The organism is Nostoc sphaeroides, from assembly GCF_003443655.1.
Lineage (GTDB): Bacteria > Cyanobacteriota > Cyanobacteriia > Cyanobacteriales > Nostocaceae > Nostoc > Nostoc sphaeroides.
This window is the reverse complement of the sequence record NZ_CP031941.1, coordinates 4495653-4520351: the sequence shown is the minus strand read 5'-3', so window position 1 is coordinate 4520351 and position 24699 is coordinate 4495653. Positions and strand designations below refer to the sequence as shown.

Annotated in this window: 15 protein-coding genes, 1 tRNA gene and 1 pseudogene; 3 read left to right on the top strand and 14 right to left on the bottom strand. The window is 42.9% G+C overall.

The window, feature by feature from the left end; genetic code table 11:
• Positions 1–17: 17 nt before the first annotated feature.
• The 3 genes from D1367_RS20115 to D1367_RS20105 form a co-directional block, all read right to left on the bottom strand.
• Entirely contained in the window at positions 18–2360 is a 2343-nt protein-coding gene (locus tag D1367_RS20115; RefSeq protein ID WP_118167943.1) for a beta strand repeat-containing protein, read from the bottom strand.
• A gap of 946 nt (positions 2361–3306) precedes the next feature.
• Positions 3307–5106 (bottom strand): beta strand repeat-containing protein, encoded by a 1800-nt coding sequence (locus D1367_RS20110; protein ID WP_118167942.1) that lies wholly within the window; start codon positions 5104–5106, stop codon positions 3307–3309.
• A 903-nt stretch (positions 5107–6009) separates the two neighbouring features.
• Entirely contained in the window at positions 6010–7233 is a 1224-nt protein-coding gene (locus tag D1367_RS20105) for an FG-GAP repeat domain-containing protein (RefSeq protein ID WP_118167941.1), read from the bottom strand.
• 593 nt (positions 7234–7826) lie between these two features.
• Between D1367_RS20105 and D1367_RS20100 the strand changes: the two genes are divergently transcribed.
• On the top strand, positions 7827–9137 hold the full coding sequence (locus D1367_RS20100) for an aminopeptidase P N-terminal domain-containing protein (RefSeq protein ID WP_118167940.1): 1311 nt from the start codon (positions 7827–7829) through the stop codon (positions 9135–9137).
• A gap of 104 nt (positions 9138–9241) precedes the next feature.
• Here D1367_RS20100 and D1367_RS20095 read toward each other — a convergent pair whose 3' ends face one another.
• From D1367_RS20095 to D1367_RS20050, 11 genes and pseudogenes are all read right to left on the bottom strand, one after another.
• Complete coding sequence (locus tag D1367_RS20095) at positions 9242–9664, bottom strand: hypothetical protein (RefSeq protein ID WP_228674796.1); 423 nt, start codon at positions 9662–9664, stop codon at positions 9242–9244.
• A 117-nt stretch (positions 9665–9781) separates the two neighbouring features.
• A complete protein-coding gene (locus tag D1367_RS31030) occupies positions 9782–9934 on the bottom strand; it encodes a hypothetical protein (protein WP_181984898.1) in 153 nt (50 codons plus the stop codon).
• 218 nt (positions 9935–10152) lie between these two features.
• A complete protein-coding gene (gene ftsH2 / locus D1367_RS20090; RefSeq protein WP_118167939.1) occupies positions 10153–12039 on the bottom strand; it encodes an ATP-dependent zinc metalloprotease FtsH2 in 1887 nt (628 codons plus the stop codon).
• A 1-nt stretch (position 12040) separates the two neighbouring features.
• The gene (locus D1367_RS31025) at positions 12041–12337 is read right to left on the bottom strand and encodes a hypothetical protein (RefSeq protein ID WP_181984897.1); all 297 of its coding nucleotides are present in this window, start codon (positions 12335–12337) and stop codon (positions 12041–12043) included.
• 142 nt (positions 12338–12479) lie between these two features.
• Positions 12480–12974 carry a hypothetical protein gene (locus D1367_RS20080; protein WP_181984896.1) on the bottom strand — a complete coding sequence of 165 codons (495 nt, stop codon included), beginning with the start codon at positions 12972–12974 and terminating at the stop codon, positions 12480–12482.
• A gap of 205 nt (positions 12975–13179) precedes the next feature.
• On the bottom strand, positions 13180–14625 hold the full coding sequence (gene gltX, locus D1367_RS20075) for a glutamate--tRNA ligase (protein WP_118167937.1): 1446 nt from the start codon (positions 14623–14625) through the stop codon (positions 13180–13182).
• 133 nt (positions 14626–14758) lie between these two features.
• A tRNA-Asp gene (locus D1367_RS20070) sits at positions 14759–14832 on the bottom strand.
• Between the two features lie 110 nt (positions 14833–14942).
• On the bottom strand, positions 14943–16466 hold the full coding sequence (locus D1367_RS20065) for a serine/threonine protein kinase (RefSeq protein ID WP_118167936.1): 1524 nt from the start codon (positions 16464–16466) through the stop codon (positions 14943–14945).
• A gap of 92 nt (positions 16467–16558) precedes the next feature.
• Positions 16559–18180 (bottom strand): annotated as a pseudogene (locus tag D1367_RS20060) (serine/threonine protein kinase).
• Positions 18181–18465: 285 nt separating this feature from the next.
• A complete protein-coding gene (locus D1367_RS20055) occupies positions 18466–19650 on the bottom strand; it encodes an esterase-like activity of phytase family protein (RefSeq protein WP_118167935.1) in 1185 nt (394 codons plus the stop codon).
• Positions 19651–20077: 427 nt separating this feature from the next.
• Complete coding sequence (locus D1367_RS20050; RefSeq protein ID WP_118167934.1) at positions 20078–21538, bottom strand: TM0106 family RecB-like putative nuclease; 1461 nt, start codon at positions 21536–21538, stop codon at positions 20078–20080.
• Positions 21539–21718: 180 nt separating this feature from the next.
• On the opposite strand from D1367_RS20050, the gene D1367_RS20045 reads away from it, so the two are divergent.
• Both D1367_RS20045 and D1367_RS20040 read left to right on the top strand, forming a co-directional pair.
• Positions 21719–22912, top strand: coding sequence for an aminotransferase class V-fold PLP-dependent enzyme (locus tag D1367_RS20045; RefSeq protein ID WP_118171594.1), 1194 nt, complete (start codon positions 21719–21721; stop codon positions 22910–22912).
• A 680-nt stretch (positions 22913–23592) separates the two neighbouring features.
• Positions 23593–24699: a glycosyl transferase gene (locus D1367_RS20040; protein ID WP_118167933.1), complete on the top strand. Its 1107-nt coding sequence runs from the start codon at positions 23593–23595 to the stop codon at positions 24697–24699.

Genomic DNA, 24699 nt, shown 5'->3' with positions numbered 1-24699 from the left:
AATGACTGTGAACAAACTCATGCCCCGTTTACCAGAGTGCTGTAGTCCAAAGAGCTATCTGCAAAGATAAATTTCTCAAAGCCGGTCGTAGACAAGCTAATGGTGTTTCCATCGCTGTTGAAACTGAAGTTGGCAGAATTAACGGTATTGCCAGAAATAACACCAGATACCAGCAGTTCGGAACGATTGAAAGCGCCCAGATCCAGGGTATCAAAACCTTTACCGCCATCAACAGTTGCAGTACCGAATCCTTTCAAGTAGTCATTTCCTGTGCCGAGATCAATCTTGATACCGCCATCGATAGAGACTTTTTGTTGAACTCCATCTACGATACTGGTGGCTGTAATTTCATCATTTCCATCGCCAGTGTTAATGGTTCCTTGTCCATAAATACCGTAGGCAGTACCACCAATTGTTGTTGTTGCCTGTCCGGTAAGCTTGTCACAACTATCCCCAGTATCAATCAGTCCATCGTTGAAGATGCCATAGGCTGTAGCGTTTTCTCCTAAGCTATTCCCATAACCGATAATCGTGTCTTTGTCCGACCCTGTAGTGATGGTGGCGTTTTTAATGTTCTGGATACCGGTTCCAGCACCGCTGCTTCCAGGAGGGCTATTAATCTTGCCGCCGTTGCCAGTGCCAGTGATCGTGTCGTTTCCTGAGCCTGTATTAATACTGCCACTGTTATTGATACCAGTTCCAGCACCACCATCGCTTGCGGAGTAGGCATTGCCACCAGTGCCGCCAGTACCTATACCAGTAATCGTGTCTTCTCCGTCTTGGGTATCCAGTTCCTTACTGTTATCGATACCAGTTCCACTACCGCCGTTGCCAAAGCCGCCGTAGCTGGTATAGCCGCCGTTGCCGCCGTTGCCAGTGCCAGCGATTGTGTCTTTTCCTGAGCCTGTATTAATACTGCCACTGTTATTTATACCAGTTCCAGTACCGCCGTTGCTGAAGTTGCCGCCGTTGCCAGTGCCAGTGATCGTGTCTTCTCCTGAGCCTGTATTAATACTGCCACTGTTATTTATACCAGTTCCAGTACCGGCACCTTCGCCACCAGTGCCGCCAGTACCTATACCAGTAATCGTGTCTTCTCCGTCTTGGGTATCCAGTTCCTTACTGTTATTTATACCAGTTCCACTACCGCCTTGGACGCCGGAATTGCCACCGTTGCCAGTGCCAGCGATCGCGTCTTTTCCTGAACCTGTACTAATACTACCACTGTTATTTATACCAGTTCCACTACCGCCATATACGGTGTCGCCATAGCCGCCAGTACCTATACCAGTAATCGTGTCTTCTCCGTCTTGGGTATCCAGTTTCTTACTGTTATCGATACCAGTTCCACTACCGCCGTCGCCGCCGTTGCCGACGTTGCCGATGTTGCCGCCGTTGCCAGTGCCAGCGATCGTGTCTTTTCCTGAGCCTGTATTAATACTGCCACTGTTATTTATACCAATCCCAGTACCGCCAAGGTAGCTTACCCCGGTGGGGAAGAACATGTATATATCGCTTTTACTGCCGTCGCCGCCGTTGCCTGTCCCAGTGAGGGTGTCGTTTCCTGAGCCTGTATTCAGATTACCACTATTAGCGATGCCAGTACCAATACCGCCGTTGCCGCCGTTGCCGCCGTTGCCTGTGCCGATGATATTGTCGTTTTCTTTCTCTGTATTCAGATTGCCACTATTAGCGATGCCAGTGCCAGTACCGCCAGTACCGCCAGTAACGCCGTCGATGCCGTCGACGCCAGTGCCGCCTTCGCCGCCGTTGCCTGTGCCGGTGAGGGTGTCGTTTCCTGAGCCTGTATTTAGACTGGCACTATTAGCGATGCCAGTGCCAGTACCGCCGGTGCCGCCGACACCCTCTTCGATTTCGACACCCTTTTCGATGCCGTCGTTGGGGTAGCCTCTGCCGCCGTCGCCGCCCTGACCTGTGCCAGTGATATTGTCGTTTTCTTTCTCTGTATTCAGATTGCCACTATTAGCGATGCCAGTGCCAATACCGCCGTTGCCGCCGTCCCCACCGTCGACGCCCTCGTTGCCGCTGCCGCCGTCGCCGCCCTGACCTGTGCCGATGATATTGTCGTTTTCTTTCTCTGTATTCAGATTGCCACTATTAGCGATGCCAGTGCCAATACCGCCGTTGCCGCCGTCGATGCCTTTGTTGCCGTTGCCACCGTTGCCGCCGTTAGTGCCGTTGCCTGTGCCCTTAATGGTGTCCTTTCCTGAGCGTGTATCAATGGAACCTTTGCTTAAAATCTCAATTCCAATTGCCAAAGGTGCATTTAACTCTTCCCCTACTATTGTGTCTGCACTGCTGGTGCCGATGAAATTGGGTGGAACGCTTAGTCTAGACATAGTCAAAATTCTCCTTCATTAAATTAATAACGTGGTGAGGCACAAACCCAAATAATCAATTGCCTTATTACAATACCCTCGCCAAAATTACAGTTTTAGAACTGGACAAAAAGCTAAATTCCATAGACAGCAGGCATTTCAGGCTTTGGAATTGAGGTTTAAACCCATAGCCCAAAACCCAATACTGCTCGGATAAGCAGGGGAGGCAGGGGAAGCTCTTGAGGCAGGGGAGGCAAAAACTCAACGCCAGCCTCCATTTCTCCCCCAGCTATTGAACAGCTTGCCTCAACCAAGAAATTCCTTAACCGAGCAGTATTGGCCCAAAACCTGCATTCTGCGGAAGTTCTAAAAAATTGGCAAAGGTATTGCTAGTCAGACAGAATTAATTACACAATGTCATTGCCAATGCAGCGTACCCCTGCTCAAAAGCCTGCTACGCGCAGCATCTCGTAGAGAAGCCGAATAAAGCAATTCCAGGCGCAAGCGGATTGCTTTATTCGACTTCCCAATGACTGTAAATATTTTTGTCCATCTACTTCTTTTTATCTCTGGCTTTAACAGAAGGAAATGGAGATCAAGTTGTAAGATGTATTTTTGCTGTATCTCTCTCTTGCCAGGATAATATAGTTACTTCAATTAGCAAGTATGTGTTCACGATCACAGATATATTGTGTTTTAGATCACTGCTAATTTAAACAAAGTAAGCAGATAGGACTTACGCACGGGTAACGGAAAACGAACCTTATTAGGCGCAGTATTTCGACTTCGCTCAATAACCGGTCACGGAGGAATGAGAGTTTGAGAGGGTTTTTGCGTAAGTCCTATACATAGGCAAGAATAAACCTAACTCCAAAAGATTTGCCAGAAAATGGGGAGATTCAGGTTTTGAGTTACAAGTTTTGAGGAGTAGGGGATGAGGGATAATAAGCAATGACTGTGAACAAACTCATGCCCCGTTTACCAGAGTGCTGTAGTCCAAAGAGCTATCTGCAAAGATAAATTTCTCAAAGCCGGTTGTAGACAAGCTAATACCGTTGAAACTGAAGTTGGCAGAGTTAAGGGGATTGCCAGAAATAACACCAGATACCAGCAGTTCGGAACGATTGAAAGTGCCCAGATCCAGGGTATCAAAACCGTCCCCGCCATTAACACTTGCTCCCCCGAATCCTTTAAAGAAGTCATCTCCAGTGCCGAGATCAATCTTGATACCGCCACCGATAGAGACTTTTTGTTGAACTCCATCTACGATACTGGTGGCTGTAATTTGATCATTTCCATCGCCAGTGTTGATGGTTCCTTGCCCATAAATACCGTAGGCAGTACCACCAATTGTGGTTGTTGCCTGTCCGGTAAGTTTGTCAGAATCATTGTTGGTATCAATCACTCCATCGTTGAAGATGCCATAGGCTGTATCGTTTTCTCCTGAGCTATTCCCATACCCGATAATCGTGTCTTTGTCCGATCCTGTAGTGATGGTGGCGTTTTTAATGTTCAGGATACCGGTTCCAGTACCGCTATCGACGCCGCCGTAGAAAAGGGTGTTGATGTTGCCACCAGTACCGGTGCCAGCGATCGTGTTTTCTCCATCTCCAGTATTCAGTTTGCCACTGTTAGCAATGCCGATTCCAATACCGACGCCTTCGCTGTTGAAACCGTTGGCCTGACCGGTGCCGGTGATCGTGTCGTTTCCTGAGTCTGTATTCAGACTGCCACTATTATCGATGCCAGTGCCCCTACTTAAGTTGCTGCCAGTACCGGTGCCGGTGATCGTGTCGTTTCCTGAGTCTGTATTCAGACTGCCACTATTATCGATGCCAGTGCCATTAGTTTTGTTGCTGCCAGTACCGGTACCAGTGATCCTGTCGTTTCCTGAGCCTGTAGTCAGACTGGCACTATTAGCGATGCCAGTGCCATTACCATAATCATCGTTGCTGCCAGTACCGATGCCGATGATCGTGTCATTTCCGTCCCCTGTATTGAGACTGCCATTCTTACCACTGTTATCGATGCCAGTGCCACTACCGCCGTCGCCGTACCTGCGGGTGTAGCTTTCAGCGCCGTCGCCGCCGTTGCCAGTGCCAGTGAGGGTGTCGTTTCCTGAGCCTGTATTCAGAATGCCACTATTAGCGATGCCAGTGCCATTACCGCCGTCGCCTTGCTCGAAGCCGCCATTACCGCCGTTGCCTGTGCCGGTGATCTTGTCGTTTCCATAGCTTGTATTCAGATTGCCACTATTAGCGATACCAGTGCCAGTACCGCCTTCGGCGCCCTTCCCAAAGCCGCCAGTGTTTCTGTTGCCGGCGTTGCCGCCGTTGCCTGTGCCAGTGAGGGTATCGTTTCCTGAGCCTGTATTCAGACTGGCACTATTAGCGATGCCAGTGCCACTACCACTGGTGCCGCCGTTGCCGTATGCGAAGGCGTCGCCGGCGTCGCCGCCGTTGCCGCCCTGACCTGTGCCAGTGATATTGTCGTTTTCTTTCTCTGTATTCAGATTGCCACTATTAGCGATGCCAGTGCCAATACCGCCGTTGCCCCCGTCGTTGCCGCCGTCGATGCCGTTGCCACCGTTGCCGCCGTTAGTGCCGTTCCCTGTGCCCTTAATCGTGTCCTTTCCTGAGCGTGTATCAATGGAACCTTTGCCTAAAATCTCAATTCCAATTGCCAAAGGTGCATTTAACTCTTCCCCTACTATTGTGTCTGCACTGCTGGTGCCGATGAAATTGGGTGGAACGCTTAGTCTAGACATAGTAAAAATTCTCCTGCATTAGATTAATGGAGTTAACACAAATAAATAGATATCAAGTGGTAAGATGCATTCCAATACTGCTCGGTTAAGAAAATTTGTAGGTTTGGTTGAACGAAGTGAAACCCAACCTAGCATTGGAGTTATTTTTTAGGCTTAACCGAATAGTATTGAGATGCATTTTTGCTGTATCTATTTCTGAGCAGGATAATATAGTTATTTAAATATGTAAGTACGTGTTAATAATCACAGATATATTGTGTTTGAGATCACTGCTATTAAACAAAGTAGTAGAAGTAGATATAGCGGTTCCCATTCAGATGCGGTACAAGATTATATCGTAAGGTGTAAGGGCACGGCACTGCCGTGCCCCTACGGGTGTACCTCACGTAAACGAAAACCGCTATAGGCAAGAATCAACCTAACTTATGTAACCCCATGTGCGACTTGATCTCAAACCTAACCCCCAACCGCAACCCTTGGGGTGCATCCCAGTTCTTATTATTCGATGAAATAATAAAATAAAACAAGTCATTGCGAGGAACGAAGCAATCGCAATGGCTGGGATTGCTTGTCTGCGACACGCTCTTGCGTTCGTCGTTCCTCGTCTCTACGAGACGCACTCGCGTTCGCAATGACGGAAGATTGTTAGATTTTGAAAAAGTGGGTTTCAAGACTTAATTCACATTAAACGCAAATTATCCCAAATTATTTGTACATCTGTAGGGGCGCACAGCACAGCTGTGCGCCCCTACGATGGGATGTTTTTTTACTGGAAGTCCCTAATGCCAATTTTAGATTTTGGGTCGCACCTTTGGTGCGCTGGGAGCGCAACTTGGATATTGAAGGAAAAATCTAAAATCCAAAATCCAAAATCCAAAATTGAATGACCTCTGTTTCTAGCTTTTAGAACGTATACCACTGAGGGCCAAGCTTATCTGCGTCGCTAATGGGAGTCTCAACGGCTGTCGTCTCATTGATAGTCCAGATGTTGTCTGTACCTGCTGTCTGGTCGCGCCAGTAGATGTCGGTCTTACCATCGCCGTTGAAGTCGCCAAGAGATGGTGTCAAGGCCGCGTTATTAGTCGGTAAGAAAGCTTCAGTCGCAACTGTTGTACCATCCATCAACCAAGCGGTGTTCTCACCAGTTGTGCCATTGTGCCAGAAGATATCGGTCTTGCCATCACCGTTGAAATCGCCAATTTTAGAAGTCCAGGCTGAGTCAAGTGTCCCTAAAGCGCCTTCTGTGACTAAGATGCCTCTCATCGTCCAAACCTTGTTCTCACCTGTTTGAGCGTTTCTCCACAGAATGTCAGTGCTTAAATCGCCGTTGAAATCACCAAGGCTAGCAGTCCAAGCGGCATCTTGTGATTGCAGCGCAAATTCAGTCTTTTGCGTACCATCCATAAACCAAGCGGTGTTATCGCCGGTTGTCTGATTGCGCCAGAAAATGTCACTCTTACCATTGCCGTCGAAATCAACAATGGTAGGAGTTAGTGCTGCATCTGTTGTGTCTAGAACAGTTGCATTCAGAACGGTGGTACCATCCATCTCCCAAATAGCGTTCTCACCAGTTGTAGCATTATGCCAGAAGATATCGGTTTTGCGATCGCCATTGAAATCGCCAATCTGAGGACTCCACGCTGCATCAACGCTAGATAGAGCAGCCGCACTACCAACCTTGGTTCCATCCATCAGCACAATACTATTTTCGCCGGTTGTCTTATTGCGTAATAAGAAGTCGGTTTTGGCATCATTGTTGAAATCGGCAATTTTGTAATCATAGGCAGTTAGGTCGAAATTACCTAGAGAACCCTGCTCAACAACTTTTGTGCCATCCATCAACCTAATGATAATCTCACCGGTTGTAGAATCCACCCAAACTTTATCCGTTTTGCCATCACCGTTAAAGTCAGGAGTAATCGCCGCACTGGTTAAGTAAGGATTAGGATTGGGATTTGCTGACAGCAATCCAGATGATTGTGGTACTGAGGAACTCTTACTCAGTGGAAGAAAATCAGAAGTTAGAGGAGTTGAACTAGCAATAATCGATCCTAATGATTCTATTCTTTGGGTAGTTGCTGCGAATAGTTTATCGGAATTTATTGAAGTGTTTTGAGTTCCAAACATGGTGTGTTTTTATGGTTGGTTGTCATATTTTTTTAACTTTTTTTGGCAATCTATTTCTGTAACCAAATAACATTTACCAGTTTTTTAAATTTTCTTTATAACTATTTTTTGTTTATAAATTTCATTGTTTAAAGATAAAATTATGTTCCTTTTATCCTATTGGCATAAAAAAAACAAGCTCTATATAAGCAATTAAAAATATTCCTTTGTATTTTACATATATGATGATTTGCAGACAAAATATAATTCACTAATCTATTTACTTTGATATTCACAATGTTGAATTAAAACATCCAATACATCTTAATGTGATTGTTAGTTGATTACATAAAAATAGTTACACTAGGTAATCTGAATGTGAGTTTGTATAGTAAGTCTAAATTATCGATGAATAATAAGATACCCGACTTCTCAAAGAAGTCAGGTATTTGAGATTTTTAAGATAATTGATTATTTACCAATCATTTATGACTTGAGTTAAAACAAATTAGTTAGAATAACTTAGATTAGCAACTACCTAGATGCACAAATTCTGCTTCTAAGTAGTTGGCAAAAGTGTAAAATAACACATTAATTTAATACATACATCAGCTATGAAAGCAGAATATCGGCAGCGTCGTGAGCAGTTAATGGCAAAAATTGGTGATGGCACAGCCATTTTTCGCAGTGCGCCAATGGCAGTGATGCACAACGATGTCGAGTATGTTTATCGCCAAGATAGTGATTTTTTCTACTTAACTGGTTTTAATGAACCACAGGCAGTAGCAGTGTTAGCGCCGCATCATTCAGAACATCGGTTTGTGCTATTTGTCCAACCGAAGGATCGCGAAAAGGAAGTATGGACTGGTTATCTTTCTGGGGTAGATGCAGCCAAGGAAATTTATGGTGCTGATGAAGCTTACCCCATTAGCGAGTTAGATGAAAAGTTGCCGCAGTATTTGGAAAAATCCAGCCGGATTTATTATCACTTAGGACGCGATCGCCCTTTCAATGACCAAATCCTGCGACATTACCAAAGTTTACTACGAACTTATCCTAAACGCGGTACAGGGCCTGTCGCTATTGAAGATACTGGCCCTGTTCTCAACAGCATGAGACTAATCAAAAGTGAAGCTGAGTTGGAATTGATGCGTCAAGCAGTTGCGATCGCAGTCGAAGCACACAATTACGCCCAAGAGATCGCCGCACCCGGACGTTATGAGTATGAAATACAGGCGGAGATGGAACGCATTTTTCGAGTTCGGGGTGGCTTAGGGCCAGCTTATCCTTCGATTGTGGCTTCCGGTGTGAATGCTTGCGTACTGCACTACATTGAAAATAATCGTCAAATGCAGGATGGAGAATTACTGCTAATTGATGCCGGTTGTGCTTACGGTTATTACAACTCGGATATTACGCGGACATTTCCTGTTGGGGGTAAATTTACGCCAGAACAAAAGACGCTGTATGAGATTGTATTGGAGGCACAAAAACAAGCGATCGCTCAAGTAAAACCAGGTAATCCCTTCAAATTAGTTCATGATACAGCAGTGCGCGTTCTCACGGAAGGTTTAGTTGAACTTGGCATCCTCAAAGGTGAAATTGATAAGTTAATTGAAGAAGAGAAATATAAGCCATATTATATGCATCGCACTAGTCATTGGTTAGGGTTGGATGTTCATGATGTGGGTGTTTACCAACACGGTGAAGATAAACCGCAGATTTTGCAACCAGGCCAAATTTTGACAGTGGAACCGGGATTATATATTGTGCCTGATACCAAACTAGCAGAAGATCAACCAGAGACTGATCCTCGATGGATTGGCATTGGTATTCGGATTGAGGATGATGTGTTAGTTACATCTGATGGACATGAAGTGTTAACTGCGGGAGTTCCCAAGGCAGTGGATGAAGTGGAAAGATAAATCTAATTCGCAATTCGCAATACCTCGACTTCGCTCGGCACAAGTTCGCAATTCGCAATTAAACACTGCGATCGCAAAGAAAGTAAGTTTGATGATATCTCAGATCAAGAACACCCTTCAACAAATTCAACTTCCGGCAGCTTACCTGACCGAAACTGAGTAACACGCTTACCGTCAGTCTCGAATACCACACGATAGTTTTGGTCAGCACGGTCTTTCGGGATCAATGTCAAGTAGTGTCCGCCTTGGACGTATTTATGAGGCGTGACTTTAATTTGTCCTGGATAAAGAGACTTAATCCGCGCTTCCGTGTCGCCAATTTTTGCACCTTTTAAAGTAGTAATTTTGCCATCTCTCCACACATCTACTCTAGAAATACGACCTTCTGTCACCATAAACCCAAGATTTTTCGGTTCCCCTTCTGGCTTAACGTAGTAGCAATTATTATTAGGTGCATCGCCAACTAGCTTAGTAGTAGAAGCTTTTGCCGCTTGGGAGAAAGTCATCCCAACTCGAACCTGTCCCAATACTGTTCGGTTAAGAAGATTTGTAGGTTGGGTTGAACTTTAGTGAAACCCAACAAATCCCTGAAAATGTTGGGTTTCGTTCCTCAACCCAACCTACATTGGAGTTATTTTTTAGGCTTAACCGAACAGTATTGGAACCTGTCCGATACCATTGATGAACAATTTCGATTGATTTGTCAGTTTTGTCTGTGCTATGACTGTGCCGACAGTTAGAGAAGAAAGAGCAAGCGTTACAATGCCAAAAGTCAAAAATTTAGCTTTGCTATTCATTTTCTGCAAATAAAATTGGGTAGATATTTATATACAATAGCTATGTTGCCAGTTTCGGATTTTTATTTGGTTTATCGAACAGAATTCAGAATTATTCTTCAATAGCAAAACATTTACGGTAGAGCTAAAAAAATGAGGATGGTATGTGCCATCCTCATTTGATTTCTTGCTTATTTATTTGCTCATTCCCAGGCATTAGCCCAGAAAATAATTAATTATTACAGTTGTGGTACGTACTGCTGCTTCTCAGGAACTTCAGCGTACTCAGCCACAATTTGACGGAATTCTTCGCCGTCAATGGTTTCTTTTTCGATGAGCAAATCGACTAAGCGATCGGTGACAGTGCGATGGTCACGGATAATCTTCTTCGAGTTTTCGTAGCATTCTTCCACGATCGCTCGCACTTGTCCATCAATGCGAGAGGCGATAGATTCGGAATACTCAGATCGAGTTGTCCAGTCACGACCCAAGAACACTTCACCTTGCTGGCTTTCCAACGACAATGGCCCTAAATCGGACATCCCGAAACGAGTCACCATCTGCCGCGCCATTCCCGATAACTGTTGCAAGTCTCCACCAGCGCCAGTTGTAACTTCCGCAGCCCCAAAAATTACTTCCTCAGCAGCGCGACCGCCCAAAGCACCAGTAATCCTCGCTTTCAACTGAGAACGAGAAATTAACCCTTGTTCTTCGTTGGGAGTAAACCAAGTTAAACCTTGCGCTTGTCCTCTTGGAATCAAGGTAACTTTCTGCACTGGGTCATGGTCTTTTAACAAAGTCCCAACTAAGGCGTGTCCAATTTCGTGGTATGCAATTAAGCGTTTGCTCTTGCTGTCTACCAAAGGAGTGCCTTCCATCCCAGCGACTACCCGATCCACCGCATCATCAATTTCGCGGAGGGTGATAGCTTCTTTACGTCTTCTAGCTGTGAGAATTGCTGCTTCGTTGAGTAAGTTGGCTAAATCAGCACCCGTAAATCCAGGAGTGCGGCGAGCGATCGCATCCAAGGATACACTAGGATCTAGTTTCTTGTTGCGTGAATGGACTTGCAAGATTTCCAAACGCCCTTTGATATCGGGTGGATCAACTGTTACTTGTCGGTCAAAGCGACCGGGACGTAACAAAGCTGAGTCTAGTACGTCGGGACGGTTGGTAGCAGCAATAATAATGATGCCTGTATTACCTTCAAACCCGTCCATTTCAGTGAGCAACTGGTTGAGGGTTTGCTCTCTCTCGTCGTTACCGCCACCGATACCAGCGCCCCGTTGTCGTCCTACAGCGTCGATTTCATCGATGAAGATGATACAAGGGGCGTTATCTTTGGCTTTCTTGAACAAATCGCGGACGCGGGATGCACCCACACCAACGAACATTTCCACAAATTCCGAACCGGAAATACTGAAGAAAGGTACGCCTGCTTCACCAGCGATCGCCTTTGCTAGTAAAGTTTTACCAGTTCCAGGAGGCCCAACTAACAGCACTCCCTTGGGAATCCGTGCGCCTACTGCGGTAAATCTTTCTGGCTGCTTCAGGAAGGTGACAACTTCTTGCAATTCTTCCTTAGCTTCTTCAATCCCGGCTACGTCATCAAATTTGACCCCGGTTTTCGCTTCCATTTGGAAACGCGCCTTGGATTTGCCGAAGTTCATCGCTTGACCTGGCCCGCCAGGGAGGTTGCTAGAACGTCGGAACAAAAAGAACAGCCCGGTAATCAATAAAACTGGGAATATCAGATTGCCCAACAATCCCCAAATTGCGCCATCATTCCGCATCGGGTGAGCATCAAAACTAATGTCTTTTTCTTTGAGCTTGCTAATTAACTCAGGAGCGTTAACAGGCAAATCCACACGCCACCTTTGGACACGATTTTCGATGTCTGGATCGCGGGCTTCGATAATTGCTGTCCTACCACCTTCGTATAGATCCACGCTGGTGACGCGATCGCCATCCAAGTATTCTAGAAAGCGACCATAAGTCATGCGGGTATTGGCTGTATTCTTACTCATGTCGGTAGGAGAGCCTGCAAAAGCCCCTTGCCAGAAGAAAAAACCAATTACCAAAGCAGGCAATGTCCAGAGTACTACGACTTTCCAAGAGAATTTCATTTTAATTTGCCTCTAGATGCCTATACAATTCATCAGCCTTAGCAACCGAATGTTCATCACTCTGCCACTTTAAGCTGTTAAACGGATGTTTATAAATCCATTTTGTGTAATTTGATCTCTTATATGCACTGCCATACAGCGATTGGCGCATTATGGCGATGCCAACAAGAATCTTAATCAAAGTTAACTTAATTTTAATACAAAATCGCACGAGAAAAGGGAGTGCAACGGGATGCAAAGACACGGATAATTTCTCTAGAATGTTCTTCGCGTCATTCCGGCCTCTTTCAATCATCATTAGGGGGAGTGGGGAGTGGGGAGTGGGGAGTAGGGAAGAAGCAGGGGAGCAGGGAGCAAGGGAGAAAAATTTTCCCCTCAGCAAGAGCCGCCCCTCTGCCCCATTCCCCATTCCCCATTCCCTACTCCCTACTCCCCATTCCCTACTTAACTTCTGTAATTTTTAGAGTGTAAGGAAGATACTTGTCTTTTTGGTAGGAACCAACCCAAATTTGGTAAGTTCCAGGTAGCCATTCACCAATCATGCCAGTATTTTTACCATCAAAATCGTCATTGCACCAAGTACCACCGGGCCCCTTGATAATCATGGTGGTGTCTTCAGGACTTTGCACTTGCAGCTTCAGGTAGTCAAATTTACTTGTTAGCGCTAATTTGTGGTCTGGTGTTTCATCAACAAATCCGGTGCAAGGGCCAGTAGCTGTTTCAGTTCTCCCACCTACTTCACTCCCAGATATTGAACCACCACTCATCCCGCGAACTGTCAGGGGGTCTGGGGAAAACTGAGGCCCAATGGTGACATCTCCAAATATCGTTGGCGCTTCCTGAGCATCAACGCCAGCATTAATTGCCGATGTGATGAACAGCATAACTATCATGAACGATAATCTCATCCCTCTATTGAGCGCTTTTGTCGGCATTGTAATTACGTTCGCTTCTAAGTGTTTTTGAAGACATGAATTTTACACACCAAGTTCCCAACGTGAGGATAATTGACTACCTATTTTAGATTTGAAATTGGGGAATGGGGAATGGGGAAGAATTCTTATAATCCCTCACTTTGTACAGACGCGATTAATCGCGTCTCTCCTCACTCCCACACCCATATAAAAATTGTTGTAATCGCTAACTAGCTTGTGTTATTGCCTTACTCAAGCGCGACTTATCTAAACCAATCTGATTTAGTAGTAACCAAGATTGGATCAAGTCGGGGCCATGAACATCTCCAGTTAAGGCTGCTCTGAGCGATCGCATTACTAAGCCTTTTTTGACTTTTTGCTCTTTCACCACTTGTTTAATAATATCTTGGGCGGCGGCTTCTGACAGTTGCGGCTGATTTTCTAAGGCTGTGACAATCGCCTCAAGCACAGCAGTAGAACCTTCTTGCTTCAGTTGTGTACTACCTTCCTCGCTAAATTCAACTGTGTCAGTAAAAAACAGTTGGCTTTGAGGTACTGCATCTACTAAACGAGTCAAACTTTGGCTAATTAAAGTTACTAGCTGCTCTAACCAAGGGCGTTCTCTTCCACCATCAAATTTATACCCAGCCGCTTGCCAATAGGGTATGAGTAAATCTGTGAGTTTATCTACTGGCGTTTTGTGGATATACTGACTGTTTAACCAATCCAGCTTGTCCCAGTCAAACTTTGCACCTGCTTTATTTACACGCTCAAAACCAAATTCTTTGGCTGCTGCTTCTAAGGTAAATATTTCTTGCGTCGAATCTGGTGGCGACCAACCCAGCAATGTCATGTAATTTACCAACCCTTCAGCAATAAAACCCATTTGCTGAAAGTCAGAAATGGAAGTAACGCCATCCCGCTTAGAAAGCTTGCGCCCTTCCATGTTCAAAATTAGCGGCGTGTGGGAGAACTCTGGGATTTTTGCACCCATTGCTTCATACAGTAAAATTTGCTTGGCGGTGTTGGCAATATGATCTTCTCCCCGAATGACATGGGTGATTTGCATATCAATGTCATCCACTACAACTACAAAGTTGTATAAAGGTTGACCGCTTCCTTCTTCTGAGGCGCGGGCGATGACCATATCACCACCTAAATCGCTACCTCGCCAAGACATCTTTCCCCTTACTAGGTCGTTCCAGACAATTTCCCGCCCATCTTCGATTTTGAAGCGAATCACAGAGGAGCGACCTTCTGCTTCATAAGCGGCGCTTTGTTCTGGCGTGAGGTTGCGGTGACGGTTGTCATACCGAGGAGCTTCGTTTCTAGCTTTCTGAGCTTCTCTTAGAGTTTCTAGTTCTTCGGAAGTGGTGTAGCAGCGATAGGCTAATCCTTGATCTAGCAGTTTTTGTACTGCTTCTTTATAAATATCCAGGCGTTGAGATTGAAAAAATGGCCCTTCATCCCAATTAAGCCCTAGCCAACGCAATCCCTCAAGGATATTCTCGGTGTATTCGGGACGCGATCGCTCTAAATCTGTGTCTTCTATTCGCAGGATAAATTTACCGCCGTGGTGGCGGGCAAATAACCAGTTAAATACAGCCGTTCTAGCTGTACCAATATGTAAATTTCCGGTTGGACTCGGCGCAATACGGACTCTGACAGTCACAGTTAATTCTCTCTTTTGCAAAGCATGATAAATGTAGCTTATATTCAAATCCTGAATTCTGAGTCAATCCCTTCGGGGAATTCAAAATCTAAAATCACCGAAGTTCAGTGATTTACTACTCATAAATTTAGAACGGGACTGACGGGGCTCGAACCCGCAACTTCCGCCGTGACAGGGCGGTGCTCTAACCAATTGAACTACAGTCCCTTGTTTGGCAACTTTGCTATTATCACTATTTTTTTTCTACTTGTCAAGTGTTTTGGAGTGGGAAATTAGGAATTCTTTTTGTCCCGTCTCTCCCAGGTGCGGATTTTTCGTTAAAACCCTGATAATACAACCTGTGGCTGTGATTCCAGATGCTGCAATATGCGGGATTGCATTTGTTTATACTGCTGTTTTAATAGCTGTTTGCTCAACTGGGGTTGAGAAGCTGGTGGTAGACTATGAATTTGTTGCGCCCAATTTTTCAACATTTGTCGCGGAGTTGGCTCGATGCGACTACTGAGAACGTTGGTGCATGAATGTGGTGCTTCCAGAGTAAAGAAAATCAAAGGATAGTGTTCATTTTCAGCCAGGAAACTTACCAGCCTAGTATTTTGGGGATTTTGCATATCTAAGTAGCATGGTAGCCACTTAGGAGCCAATTGCCGATTGTAGAGTAGAGTCACCCACAACAGCATTGGGTGAGGGGATGTCATAAAGATAAACTGGTTGTAACGGGTAGAAAGGGCATAGTTTTTGATTTCTTGTTTTGGCAACATCAACCATAGTGCTGTCATAGCTCCCTGTGGGGTGTCTAGAAGCTGGGGAAAAACAATTTCTTGAATTGGTTTATTTGGAGGCCACAAAAGTTTCCGGCAGCTTTGTTCTACTGTGATTGGTAAACCTGAATCTAAGGGACGGCTAAGGATGGAACTAGAGGCTAAATTTGTAGGTATACTGGGAGAATTAGAATCTTCTAAACTGTTTAATACTTGCAAAATTTGAGCGATATTTTGGGGGCGATCGCAAGATTTTTTCGCCAGACAAGACATGATTAAATTATTTAGCTTTTCAGGTATTTTAAGAGTAGGTTGAACATCTGCGATCGCTTTTGGTTGCTCAAAGTGATGTGCTTTATACCAAGCACCAAAGTAATCAGTTTCTGGTTGCCAGGGTTTTTTGCCTGTGAGCATTTCAAACATCATCACACCCAGGCTATAGATATCAGAGCGACTATCTAATTTTTCCCCATCTAACTGTTCTGGAGAACAGTAGGGTAAAGTGCCATTAAATCCCCTACTTGTACTAGCTGTTGATGTATAATTCAAAAATCTAGCAATACCAAAATCGAGAATTTTAACTAACTGACCCAATATCGGATCGGGAATAACTAATATATTGGCAGGTTTGATATCTCTATGAACCAAAGGACAAATTTTGCCATCAATGTTAATGCCTTGATGGGCACACTTTAAGCCCAAACAAATTTGGCGGGAGAGAGTCAAAAACATGGGCAGTGGTAGCGGAATTAAATCCTTTAAACTCTTACCACATAAATATTCCATGACGTAGTATGGTTTTCCTTTCTCATTCACACCATAATCATACGCCCGCACTATATGTAAGCTCTTTTGACTCAAAGCCGCACTCATTAAAGCTTCACGAGCAAAGTCTTGTTGCATCTTTTTATCGACAACAGTTTGAGTCAAAAACTTGACAGCAACTGGTATGCCTCCTAACAAAATATCATTTGCTAAAAAAACTTCACCCATGCCACCGCTACCAATTAATTGCTTGAGTTGATAACGATTGGCAAGCAAGCCCATACTACTTGGAGATGCAAATAAGCTCTGATTCACTTTGTTTACCTCTGCTGAGTCTATTTAAAGTTAGCAATACACACATAAAAATATCATTAGGTAATGGTAGTAAGCATTTTGATAGGAGACTTTCAAGAACGTGATAAAAGTTTTAAAAAAATCTCCACAAATTTATCCATCCAATTTTTTAAACCTTCTGTCTCAGATTTTTGCTCTGCGGCTAATTTTCGTAAGATGTCTAACTTCAGCTTTTCATAATCTGTTTTTAGAATATCTTTGGCTTGATTAGACAGAATTAATTCATTTGGATGTTGACTCATCTCTAAGCAATCTATAAGTTGCTGGCGCTGGTTAGCTGTAAGGCTTAAAGTTGTTACATGAGAGCATTGAGTTGGATCTTCTATGGCAAAGAATAGTAAATGATAGTAACCTACTTCCGCTAAACTACGTGCTATATTCTGACTTTTATTATCTTTCAAATCCAGAAAATAAGGTAGCCACTTAGCCATAGAAGCTTGAATATCGTATAGTACTGTTACCCACAAGAGCATTGGGTAAACATTCATTTGACTAATAAATTCAGTACCATGTATTTTATCCAAAAATTTTGTAATCTCTTGTTTGGGTAACATTGCCCAAAAAGTTGGTATAGCTCTTTCAGCCGTTTGTAGTAAATGGGGAAACCCAATTGGCACAATTGGTTTATTTTTAGGCCAATTCTTCTGCAAACACTCTTTTTCTGATAATAAAGTTGAAGGTACTAATTGAACCGGAAATGAAACTTTAATAATGTCACTGCTATTGCTAGTAATACCATCATTAATCTGAACATTAACTTTTTCTAAATCTTCTAATATTTGGTTGACATTTTGAGGGCGATCGCTTACTTCTTTAGCTAAACAACTCATCACTATTTTTTCTAACGCCTGCGGAATTTTTACTTGCGGGTTCACTTCCTCAAGTGTAGGTGGAATTTGAAAGCGATGCGCTTGATACCAAGTACCAAAAGAGTTACTTTTTGTCTGAAATGGATGCTTTCCTGTCAGCATCTCAAACATTAGTACTCCCAAACTGTAAATATCAGAGCGAACATCTAGCAATTTGCGCCCTTCCATGTGTTCTGGAGAACAGTAAGGTAAACTGCCAATAAAAGAATCTGTCAAAGTCATCCCACTTCGCTCTGTTAAAAACTTAGCAATACCAAAATCTAGTATTTTGACAATTTCTCCTTGCTTACTATCTTCAGTAATGAATATATTTTCTGGTTTAATATCTCTATGAACAATAGGATAAATCTCTCCTTTGAGGCTGATACCTTGGTGGGCACATTTTAAGCCTAAACAAATTTGATTACAAATCTCTAAAAACTTTGATATTGTTAAGGGCTGAATTTTAATAATTTGTTTGAGATTTTTTCCTTGCAGGTATTCCATTACATAGAATGGAGTTTTATCATCAGTAACGCCATAACTTAAAACGCGAACAATATGTTTACTTTTACGGCCTAATTGAGCGCCAATAAAAATCTCCCTGGCAAAGCGTTGGGACATGTGCTGGTTAGCCAAATTAAATGATAAGACTTTGACTGCGATCGGCATACCACCTTTAGCAGTATCTTCTGCTAAATAAACTCTACTCATCCCCCTTTGCCAATCAAATCTCTGATTAAATAGCGATTATTTAAGAACTGTCCAATGTAATTGTCTAGCTCTGCTTTTTGCCCTACCATATTCTCAATTTTATTTTGTGACATAAAAATCATTTATGAAAAATAGTGTTGGCAAAATACTTTAATAAGTCTAGTTAATTATGAAATATAAATTTAGAAAATATCATAGTTTTTAGAAAATTAATTATATGTTGTAATCAAGGTTAATCTCTCTGAAAATTTCCTTAAGTATGGTGTAACATATTTATTAAGGAATACGGTTGAGAAATTACACGGAAACTACAAATAAGCTAGATAAAGCTGCTTAGTAAATTCCGTGAATACACAGTAAAAAATAAATGGCAGTAAAACCTTGATACCTCTGTACAGCTAAGGGTTGAGATTTGGGAATAAACGGCGTAAGAATCTGATTAGTGGTGTTTCAATTTTCATTTTAAAGGCTAGTATCTGAGTCCGTTGCAAGGAGTTAAAATTGTTATCACTGATGAGAATTAATGATTGCTGACCATCGGATAGTTTAGGGCCAAGAGTTAAACCTTCAATGTTGTCTAGCAGTACATCTAGGCTTCTCAAATCTAACAGTAGTTTTTTCTGAACTGGTTTAATATTTTTAGAGCCAACTGCTAAAAGGCTATTTATCTGATGAAGATCATCAGATCCTTCTAAAGAAACCTGGAATAGGGAAATAGCAAATCCTAAACCAGTAAAAGACCGTTCTAAACTTAGGAAGTGTCCTTGATTATCGAGAGCAAGTAAATCAGGTAATCCACTAGCGAATTTGCCAGTCACATTCAAAAAGGGGGAAACTGGTTCTGTTTGGTAAAGAAATTCCTTTTCTGGCTGGTTGTTGAGCAAGTTGTATTGCAAAATCCGACAAGGAGTACCGATGTTAGCTTTTGCTGCGACACCATCTTGAATTAGAGCATTTTCGGTGGCTGTGAATAGATGCTTTTTATCGGGTGTGATGGTAAGGCTTTCAAAAGCCAAATTGTTGCGGATACCTTGTTTACCACTTTTATCGGGCAAAAATTTGCTTGGTATAGGAAGTGTTGTAATTTCTCTACCAGAAGATAGTGAGAACTCTTTAATAAAAGGATTAATTAATTTTGCAGCATCGCCTTCAGAAGAAATAAACACAGTTGCTTTATTAGTTAAAGCAATACCTTCGGTATCAGTTTCACCAGGGCGAAAGGTTTGACCATTTTCATTTAATAATGTAGTAATACTGACAGGAACAACTTTACCTTTTTGTAGGGAATCCTTGCTTAAGTCGATTTTCAGGGTGTAGAAACGGGCAGCAGCTTTTTGCCCACGGTCATCGGAAATAGCATAATAAAGGTTGTTTGTAGAATTATATGTAATTCCAGATAAACCTCCAATTTCAGTTTTTTGTAAGGTTAAACCTTTTGCTAAAGTCGCTTCTCCGATGAACTTTATGCTACTTATTTCGACGGCATTTATGGGTAAAAAGTTTAATAAAAAGATGAAAATTATAATTGCGATAAAGAAGTAAATAATTCGTGGAATTTTGAAGATATTTTTAATTAACTGCATATATTTGTGTTGAAGTGAAAACTTAGAAATAAGATACAGCAGATTGCAAGTTGCTGAGGTACAGATAATTGTAAGGGCATGGCAGTGCCTATAGGTGTCAACTTAAGCTAAAACCCTTTTCAAACCTCGTTTCCAGCCTTTGGCTGTAAATGCACATCATTGCGGCTCTGCCGCAAGTCTTGAGGCGGAGCCTCAACGACGGGCATTCCCAGTCGGATACTGGGAACGAGGCAATCCTAAAAGCTTTTTCTAGACTGGTTCTTACGTTAAGTTGACACCTATAGGCAGTGCTATGCCCCTACCTCCGTACTTCATTTACCTGAAATACGTTGTATCACGCTAAAGCCAGCATGGTTGCACATCTGTACACCGCTACAAATAACATGTATTCTAAGCAATTGAAAAGCTTTAAAAAATCCGAAATTACTTAAGCTAGGCGTAAACCATATTCATCCTGAAAAAAGTTTACCAGCCAGTTTTTCACTCTGAGGGTAGCGCGACAGTCATCTTCGTTGTAGCTTTGGATAATTTCTAGTAAGGTGCGATCGCCTGTTTCTAGCCACTGATCATACCAGTAAATACACTTAGCACCACTAGCTTCTTTTTCCCGCCACTCAAATCCTAACCAACGAGCGATCGCTTTCAGGGCATAACTTTCTACAGGTAATGCTACACTTTGGGTTAATTGTTCATAGACATCCACAAATCGACTCAGTACAGGACGCACTAAGGAGGAAGGAGTTTTGTAAAGCCTTGCCAACCGTTTGACTGTATCAAACTCGTACACACAAAAATGGTAAATTGGCGCTTCGGGATATTGCCAAACTAAATCCAAAAATTGCTGCCAAACTAATTCTTCGTCTTCTGGTTTATCTGCTAAAAACGAATAAAACTGTTCTGTATTGGCAAGTCTATCAACGACCAAAACCCCTAAAAGATAATTTAAATCTAAGTCTGGCTGTGCCTCAATATCAAAGTAAATCTCTATGGGTGCTGTGAATGTTATATCTTTTATTGGTAGTGGATAGGGTAATATTAAGGGTCGTCTTTCCAATGCAGATTGAGCTTGCACTATCAGCTTGGGCGCAACTTCCCTGTCAAAACCAACTAGGTTTTCTAAGGTGCTGGGACTAGTATTAGCGAGAGATTCTAGTGTGGTGATGGCTAGGTCTTGAAGTTGAGTGTAGCGAATGGGTGTTACACCTGGTAATAGTGAGAGATGTTTTTCAGATTGAGCGATCGCATAACATTGACTATACCAATGGCAAAGATTGCACTTTTGCCGAGAAATAAACACCTCTGGCGGATTCGGTAACTCTAAAACTTGAATCAACTCCTCCAAAATGTGCTGCATCCGTGGTGTCCATTTGAGCAAATCCACAGGATAATTTATATCTTTGGTACGCAATATCAACCAAGCTGTTTCTGGTGCAAAGTCTTGTATTATTGCCAATACTTGGGCGTGAAATGCGGCAACAACTTGATATTCTTGCTTAGGGCGCTTACCCAGTTCAGTACTAGCCGGAACATACATCCAATCTCCAAAGCAAGATTTTCCTGGCCGTTTGACGAGTAAATCTGGACGACTTAGCAGGGTGTATCCTTCAGAATAAGTTGCTAACAGTACTCCCTTATAGATGTACTCAACTCCACGCTGCATCAATTCTAAAGTTGCTGCTTCTGCTGCTTCCCAGTTTCCATAAGAATAATCTGGTTGGTGATAACTCACCTTTGCCAAAGCACTGAGTTGATGAGCGATTTTATCCTGTTGTAGTTTCCGCAGCAACTCATTGGGAGCATCACGTTGACTTTTGTCACCGTGGATATCTAGAAAAGTCCGACGTTTACAGCGTTGGTATTGCAGTAGGAGTTCAGCATTAATTAGCATTCTTTTAAGTTAACAAGAATTAGTACAGTCTGGGAGTAACTCAGATAACTAATGATGGAGTGGGAGAATGGAGGAGATGTGGTTCGACTTCGCTCAACAACCGGGGGATGAGTAAAAAATAACTAACGATCAATGACTTTTGACTAATCCAAAATGTACAATCTAAAATCTAAAATTGGTATGACCAGTACTTCTGCCACACAAACCAGGTTACATAGCCATCGAGAGCAATTTCCGGCTTTAGGGAATAAGACTTATTTCAATTATGGGGGACAAGGGCCGATGCCCCAAAGGGCAATGGATGCGATCGCTCAAACTCAAGCTTATGTTCAGCAAATAGGCCCCTTTGGTAATGAGGCGTATCGCTGGATAGCGCCCCAGACTCAAGCCGCTAGAGTTGCGATCGCTTCAGAGTTACATGCACCAAGCGAAACAATTACTCTTACGCAGAATGTCACTGTTGGCTGTAATATTGCTATGTGGGGCATCGAGTGGCGTGCTGGCGACCATATACTGCTTTCAGACTGCGAACATCCAGGCGTAATTGCCACAACCCAGGAAATCGCGCGAAGATTTGCGGTGGAAGTTACTACCTGTCCTCTAAAAGCAACTTTAAATGAGGGCGACCCCGTAAAAATCATTGCCCAAGACTTACGCCCTAATACTCGTCTTGTAATATTAAGTCATGTTTTCTGGAATACTGGTCAAGTTTTACCTCTTGATCAAATTGCCGAAGTATGCAGAAAGAATAATTCTTTTTTACTGATAGATGCTGCCCAATCTGCTGGTTTGTTGCCTTTAAACTTGACAGAATTGGGAGTAGATTTTTATGCTTTTACTGGTCACAAATGGTTATGTGGCCCTGCGGGTGCTGGTGGCTTGTATGTCCGACCAGAAGCACGAGAAAGCCTGAAACCTACCTTTATTGGTTTGAATGGCATTGTTGTAGATAGTCAATCTCAGCCTGTGGATTGGCTTCCAGATGGGCGACGATATGAAGTGTCTACATTAGCTTATCCGTCGTATGTTGGGTTACGAGAGGCGATCGCAATCCATCAGCAATGGGGAACCTCACAGGAACGTTACGAGCAAATTTGCCATAACAGTGAGTATCTCTGGCGACAATTGACGGCGTTACCTGATATTAAATGTTTGCGAACTTCCCCACCCGAAAGCGGTATAGTCTCCTTCCAACTCATAAATAATCAGCCCCAAGCTAATCTCAAGTTAGTGCAATTTTTAGATTCACAAAGGATATTAACTCGGACAATTGCCGATCCTAGCTGTATACGCGTTACCGTCCATTACTTTACTTTAGAATCGGAAATCGACCAATTGATTGAGGCGATTCAAAGTTTTAGCAAAACTAATTAAAAGTTAGGAGTTATAAGTTAATACAGTTCAGTTAAGCATTTCTTCCTTCTCTTGCTTTGCGTTTTTATCTACAAGACGCTACGCGAATGCGTCCCATACTGTGGGAAGCCCCTTTGTGTCTATGCAGTTTGTTAAAAAATTGACTTTGAGAAAGAGTTAAGCCTTAACTGAACTTAATAGAGTTATAAGTTAAGCTGTTCCACATTTAACTTACATAATTAGGGCGCTCATGTTGCCATAGGTGTCAACTTAAGCTAAAAATCGCTTATCTGTTGGCTTCCACGCCCGCCCAGAAATAAATTTCAGCGGCTCATAGTTAAAGTCTACTTCAGTAGACTAAATATTCCTAAAAATCTTTAGTCTACTTCAGTAGACTTTAGCTATTATTCTTGGAACTTCAGTTCCTTGCGGTACATGGCTTTCACGTTAAGTTGACACCAATGGCAAGATGCCCACCCCACAAGAGTTATATTAATTTTGAATATGCAAACTAGATGTGGTTTAGCTTATCAGTCTGGGAATTATGATTTTAATTCCTACCTCCTAACTCCTAACTCCTAACTCCTAACTCCTAACTCCTAACTCCTAACTCCTAACTCCTAACTCCTAACTCCTAACTCCTAACTCCTAACTCTTAACTCTTAACTCCTAACTCCCAACTCCTAACTCCTAACTTGAAAATGGAACGCCCAATCTTATACTTAGCCATAACAAACCACGGCTTTGGTCATGCTACCCGCATTGCTTCTGTAGCTGCGACAATTCAAAAATTATGTCCAGAAGTTCTGCTAATTTTCGTAACTACTGCCCCGCGCTGGTTGCTAGAGTGCTACATAGAAGGCGATTTTATCTATCGTCCCCGTGCATTTGATTTGGGTGTGGTGCAAACCGATAGTTTGACAATGGATAAAGTAGCGACTTTAGAAAAGTTGCTAGATATTAAAAAGCATCAAAATTCGCTCATTGCCTCAGAAGTGAATTTTATCCGCCAAAATCGCGTTAATCTCATTTTGGCAGATATTCCCTTCCTCGCTCCTGGGTTTGCCAAAGGTGCAAATATTCCCTGCTGGATGATGAGTAACTTCGGTTGGGACTTGATCTACCGGGATTGGGGAGGCGAATTTACCGCAGTTGCAGATTGGATTAGTGCTTGGTATTCAAAGTGCGATCGCTTGTTTCGTCTCCCCTTCCACGAACCAATGCCAGTTTTTAACAATATCACAGATGTCGGTTTAACAGGCGGTTCCCCCCGTCACTCTGCTGATGATTTACGTTCTCTTTGGGGAATAACTGCACCAATCGAAAAAACTATTTTGTTAACCTTTGGCGGCTTGGGTTTACAGCAAATTCCCTACGATAACCTGCGGCGATTCCCAGATTGGCAATTTATTGTCTTTGATCAATCTGCTCCTGATTTACCTAATTTAGTTAAAATTAGCGATCGCAAATACCGCCCTGTAGATTTTATGCCTATTTGTGGACGAGTCGTTTCTAAACCTGGTTACAGTACTTTTGCTGAGTCCACACTATTAGGAGTACCTATTATTACCATCCCCCGTGAGGACTTTGCCGAAGCAACTTTTTTAATAGAAGGCATAACAAATTATAACCAGCATCAAATCATCACTCCATCTGAATTTTTTCAAGGGACTTGGGATTTTCTGCATAAGTTACCTCAATTACCTACGCAATCTGAACCAATTGCGAAAGATGGTAATGAAGCGATCGCTCATGCTGTAATTAATTATTTCGAGTTGAATAAAGTTATTCAAAACAACATACATTAA

What these genes read in the sequence shown, in the direction of transcription:
- D1367_RS20115 (WP_118167943.1), bottom strand. Translation starts at nt 2,360, where the DNA reads ATGTCTAGACTAAGCGTTCCACCCAATTTCATCGGCACCAGCAGTGCA.
- D1367_RS20110 (WP_118167942.1), bottom strand. Translation starts at nt 5,106, where the DNA reads ATGTCTAGACTAAGCGTTCCACCCAATTTCATCGGCACCAGCAGTGCA.
- D1367_RS20105 (WP_118167941.1), bottom strand. Translation starts at nt 7,233, where the DNA reads ATGTTTGGAACTCAAAACACTTCAATAAATTCCGATAAACTATTCGCA.
- D1367_RS20100 (WP_118167940.1), top strand. Translation starts at nt 7,827, where the DNA reads ATGAAAGCAGAATATCGGCAGCGTCGTGAGCAGTTAATGGCAAAAATT.
- D1367_RS31030 (WP_181984898.1), bottom strand. Translation starts at nt 9,934, where the DNA reads ATGAATAGCAAAGCTAAATTTTTGACTTTTGGCATTGTAACGCTTGCT.
- ftsH2 (WP_118167939.1), bottom strand. Translation starts at nt 12,039, where the DNA reads ATGAAATTCTCTTGGAAAGTCGTAGTACTCTGGACATTGCCTGCTTTG.
- D1367_RS31025 (WP_181984897.1), bottom strand. Translation starts at nt 12,337, where the DNA reads ATGATGATTGAAAGAGGCCGGAATGACGCGAAGAACATTCTAGAGAAA.
- D1367_RS20080 (WP_181984896.1), bottom strand. Translation starts at nt 12,974, where the DNA reads ATGCCGACAAAAGCGCTCAATAGAGGGATGAGATTATCGTTCATGATA.
- D1367_RS20055 (WP_118167935.1), bottom strand. Translation starts at nt 19,650, where the DNA reads ATGCAGTTAATTAAAAATATCTTCAAAATTCCACGAATTATTTACTTC.
- D1367_RS20050 (WP_118167934.1), bottom strand. Translation starts at nt 21,538, where the DNA reads ATGCTAATTAATGCTGAACTCCTACTGCAATACCAACGCTGTAAACGT.
- D1367_RS20045 (WP_118171594.1), top strand. Translation starts at nt 21,719, where the DNA reads ATGACCAGTACTTCTGCCACACAAACCAGGTTACATAGCCATCGAGAG.
- D1367_RS20040 (WP_118167933.1), top strand. Translation starts at nt 23,593, where the DNA reads ATGGAACGCCCAATCTTATACTTAGCCATAACAAACCACGGCTTTGGT.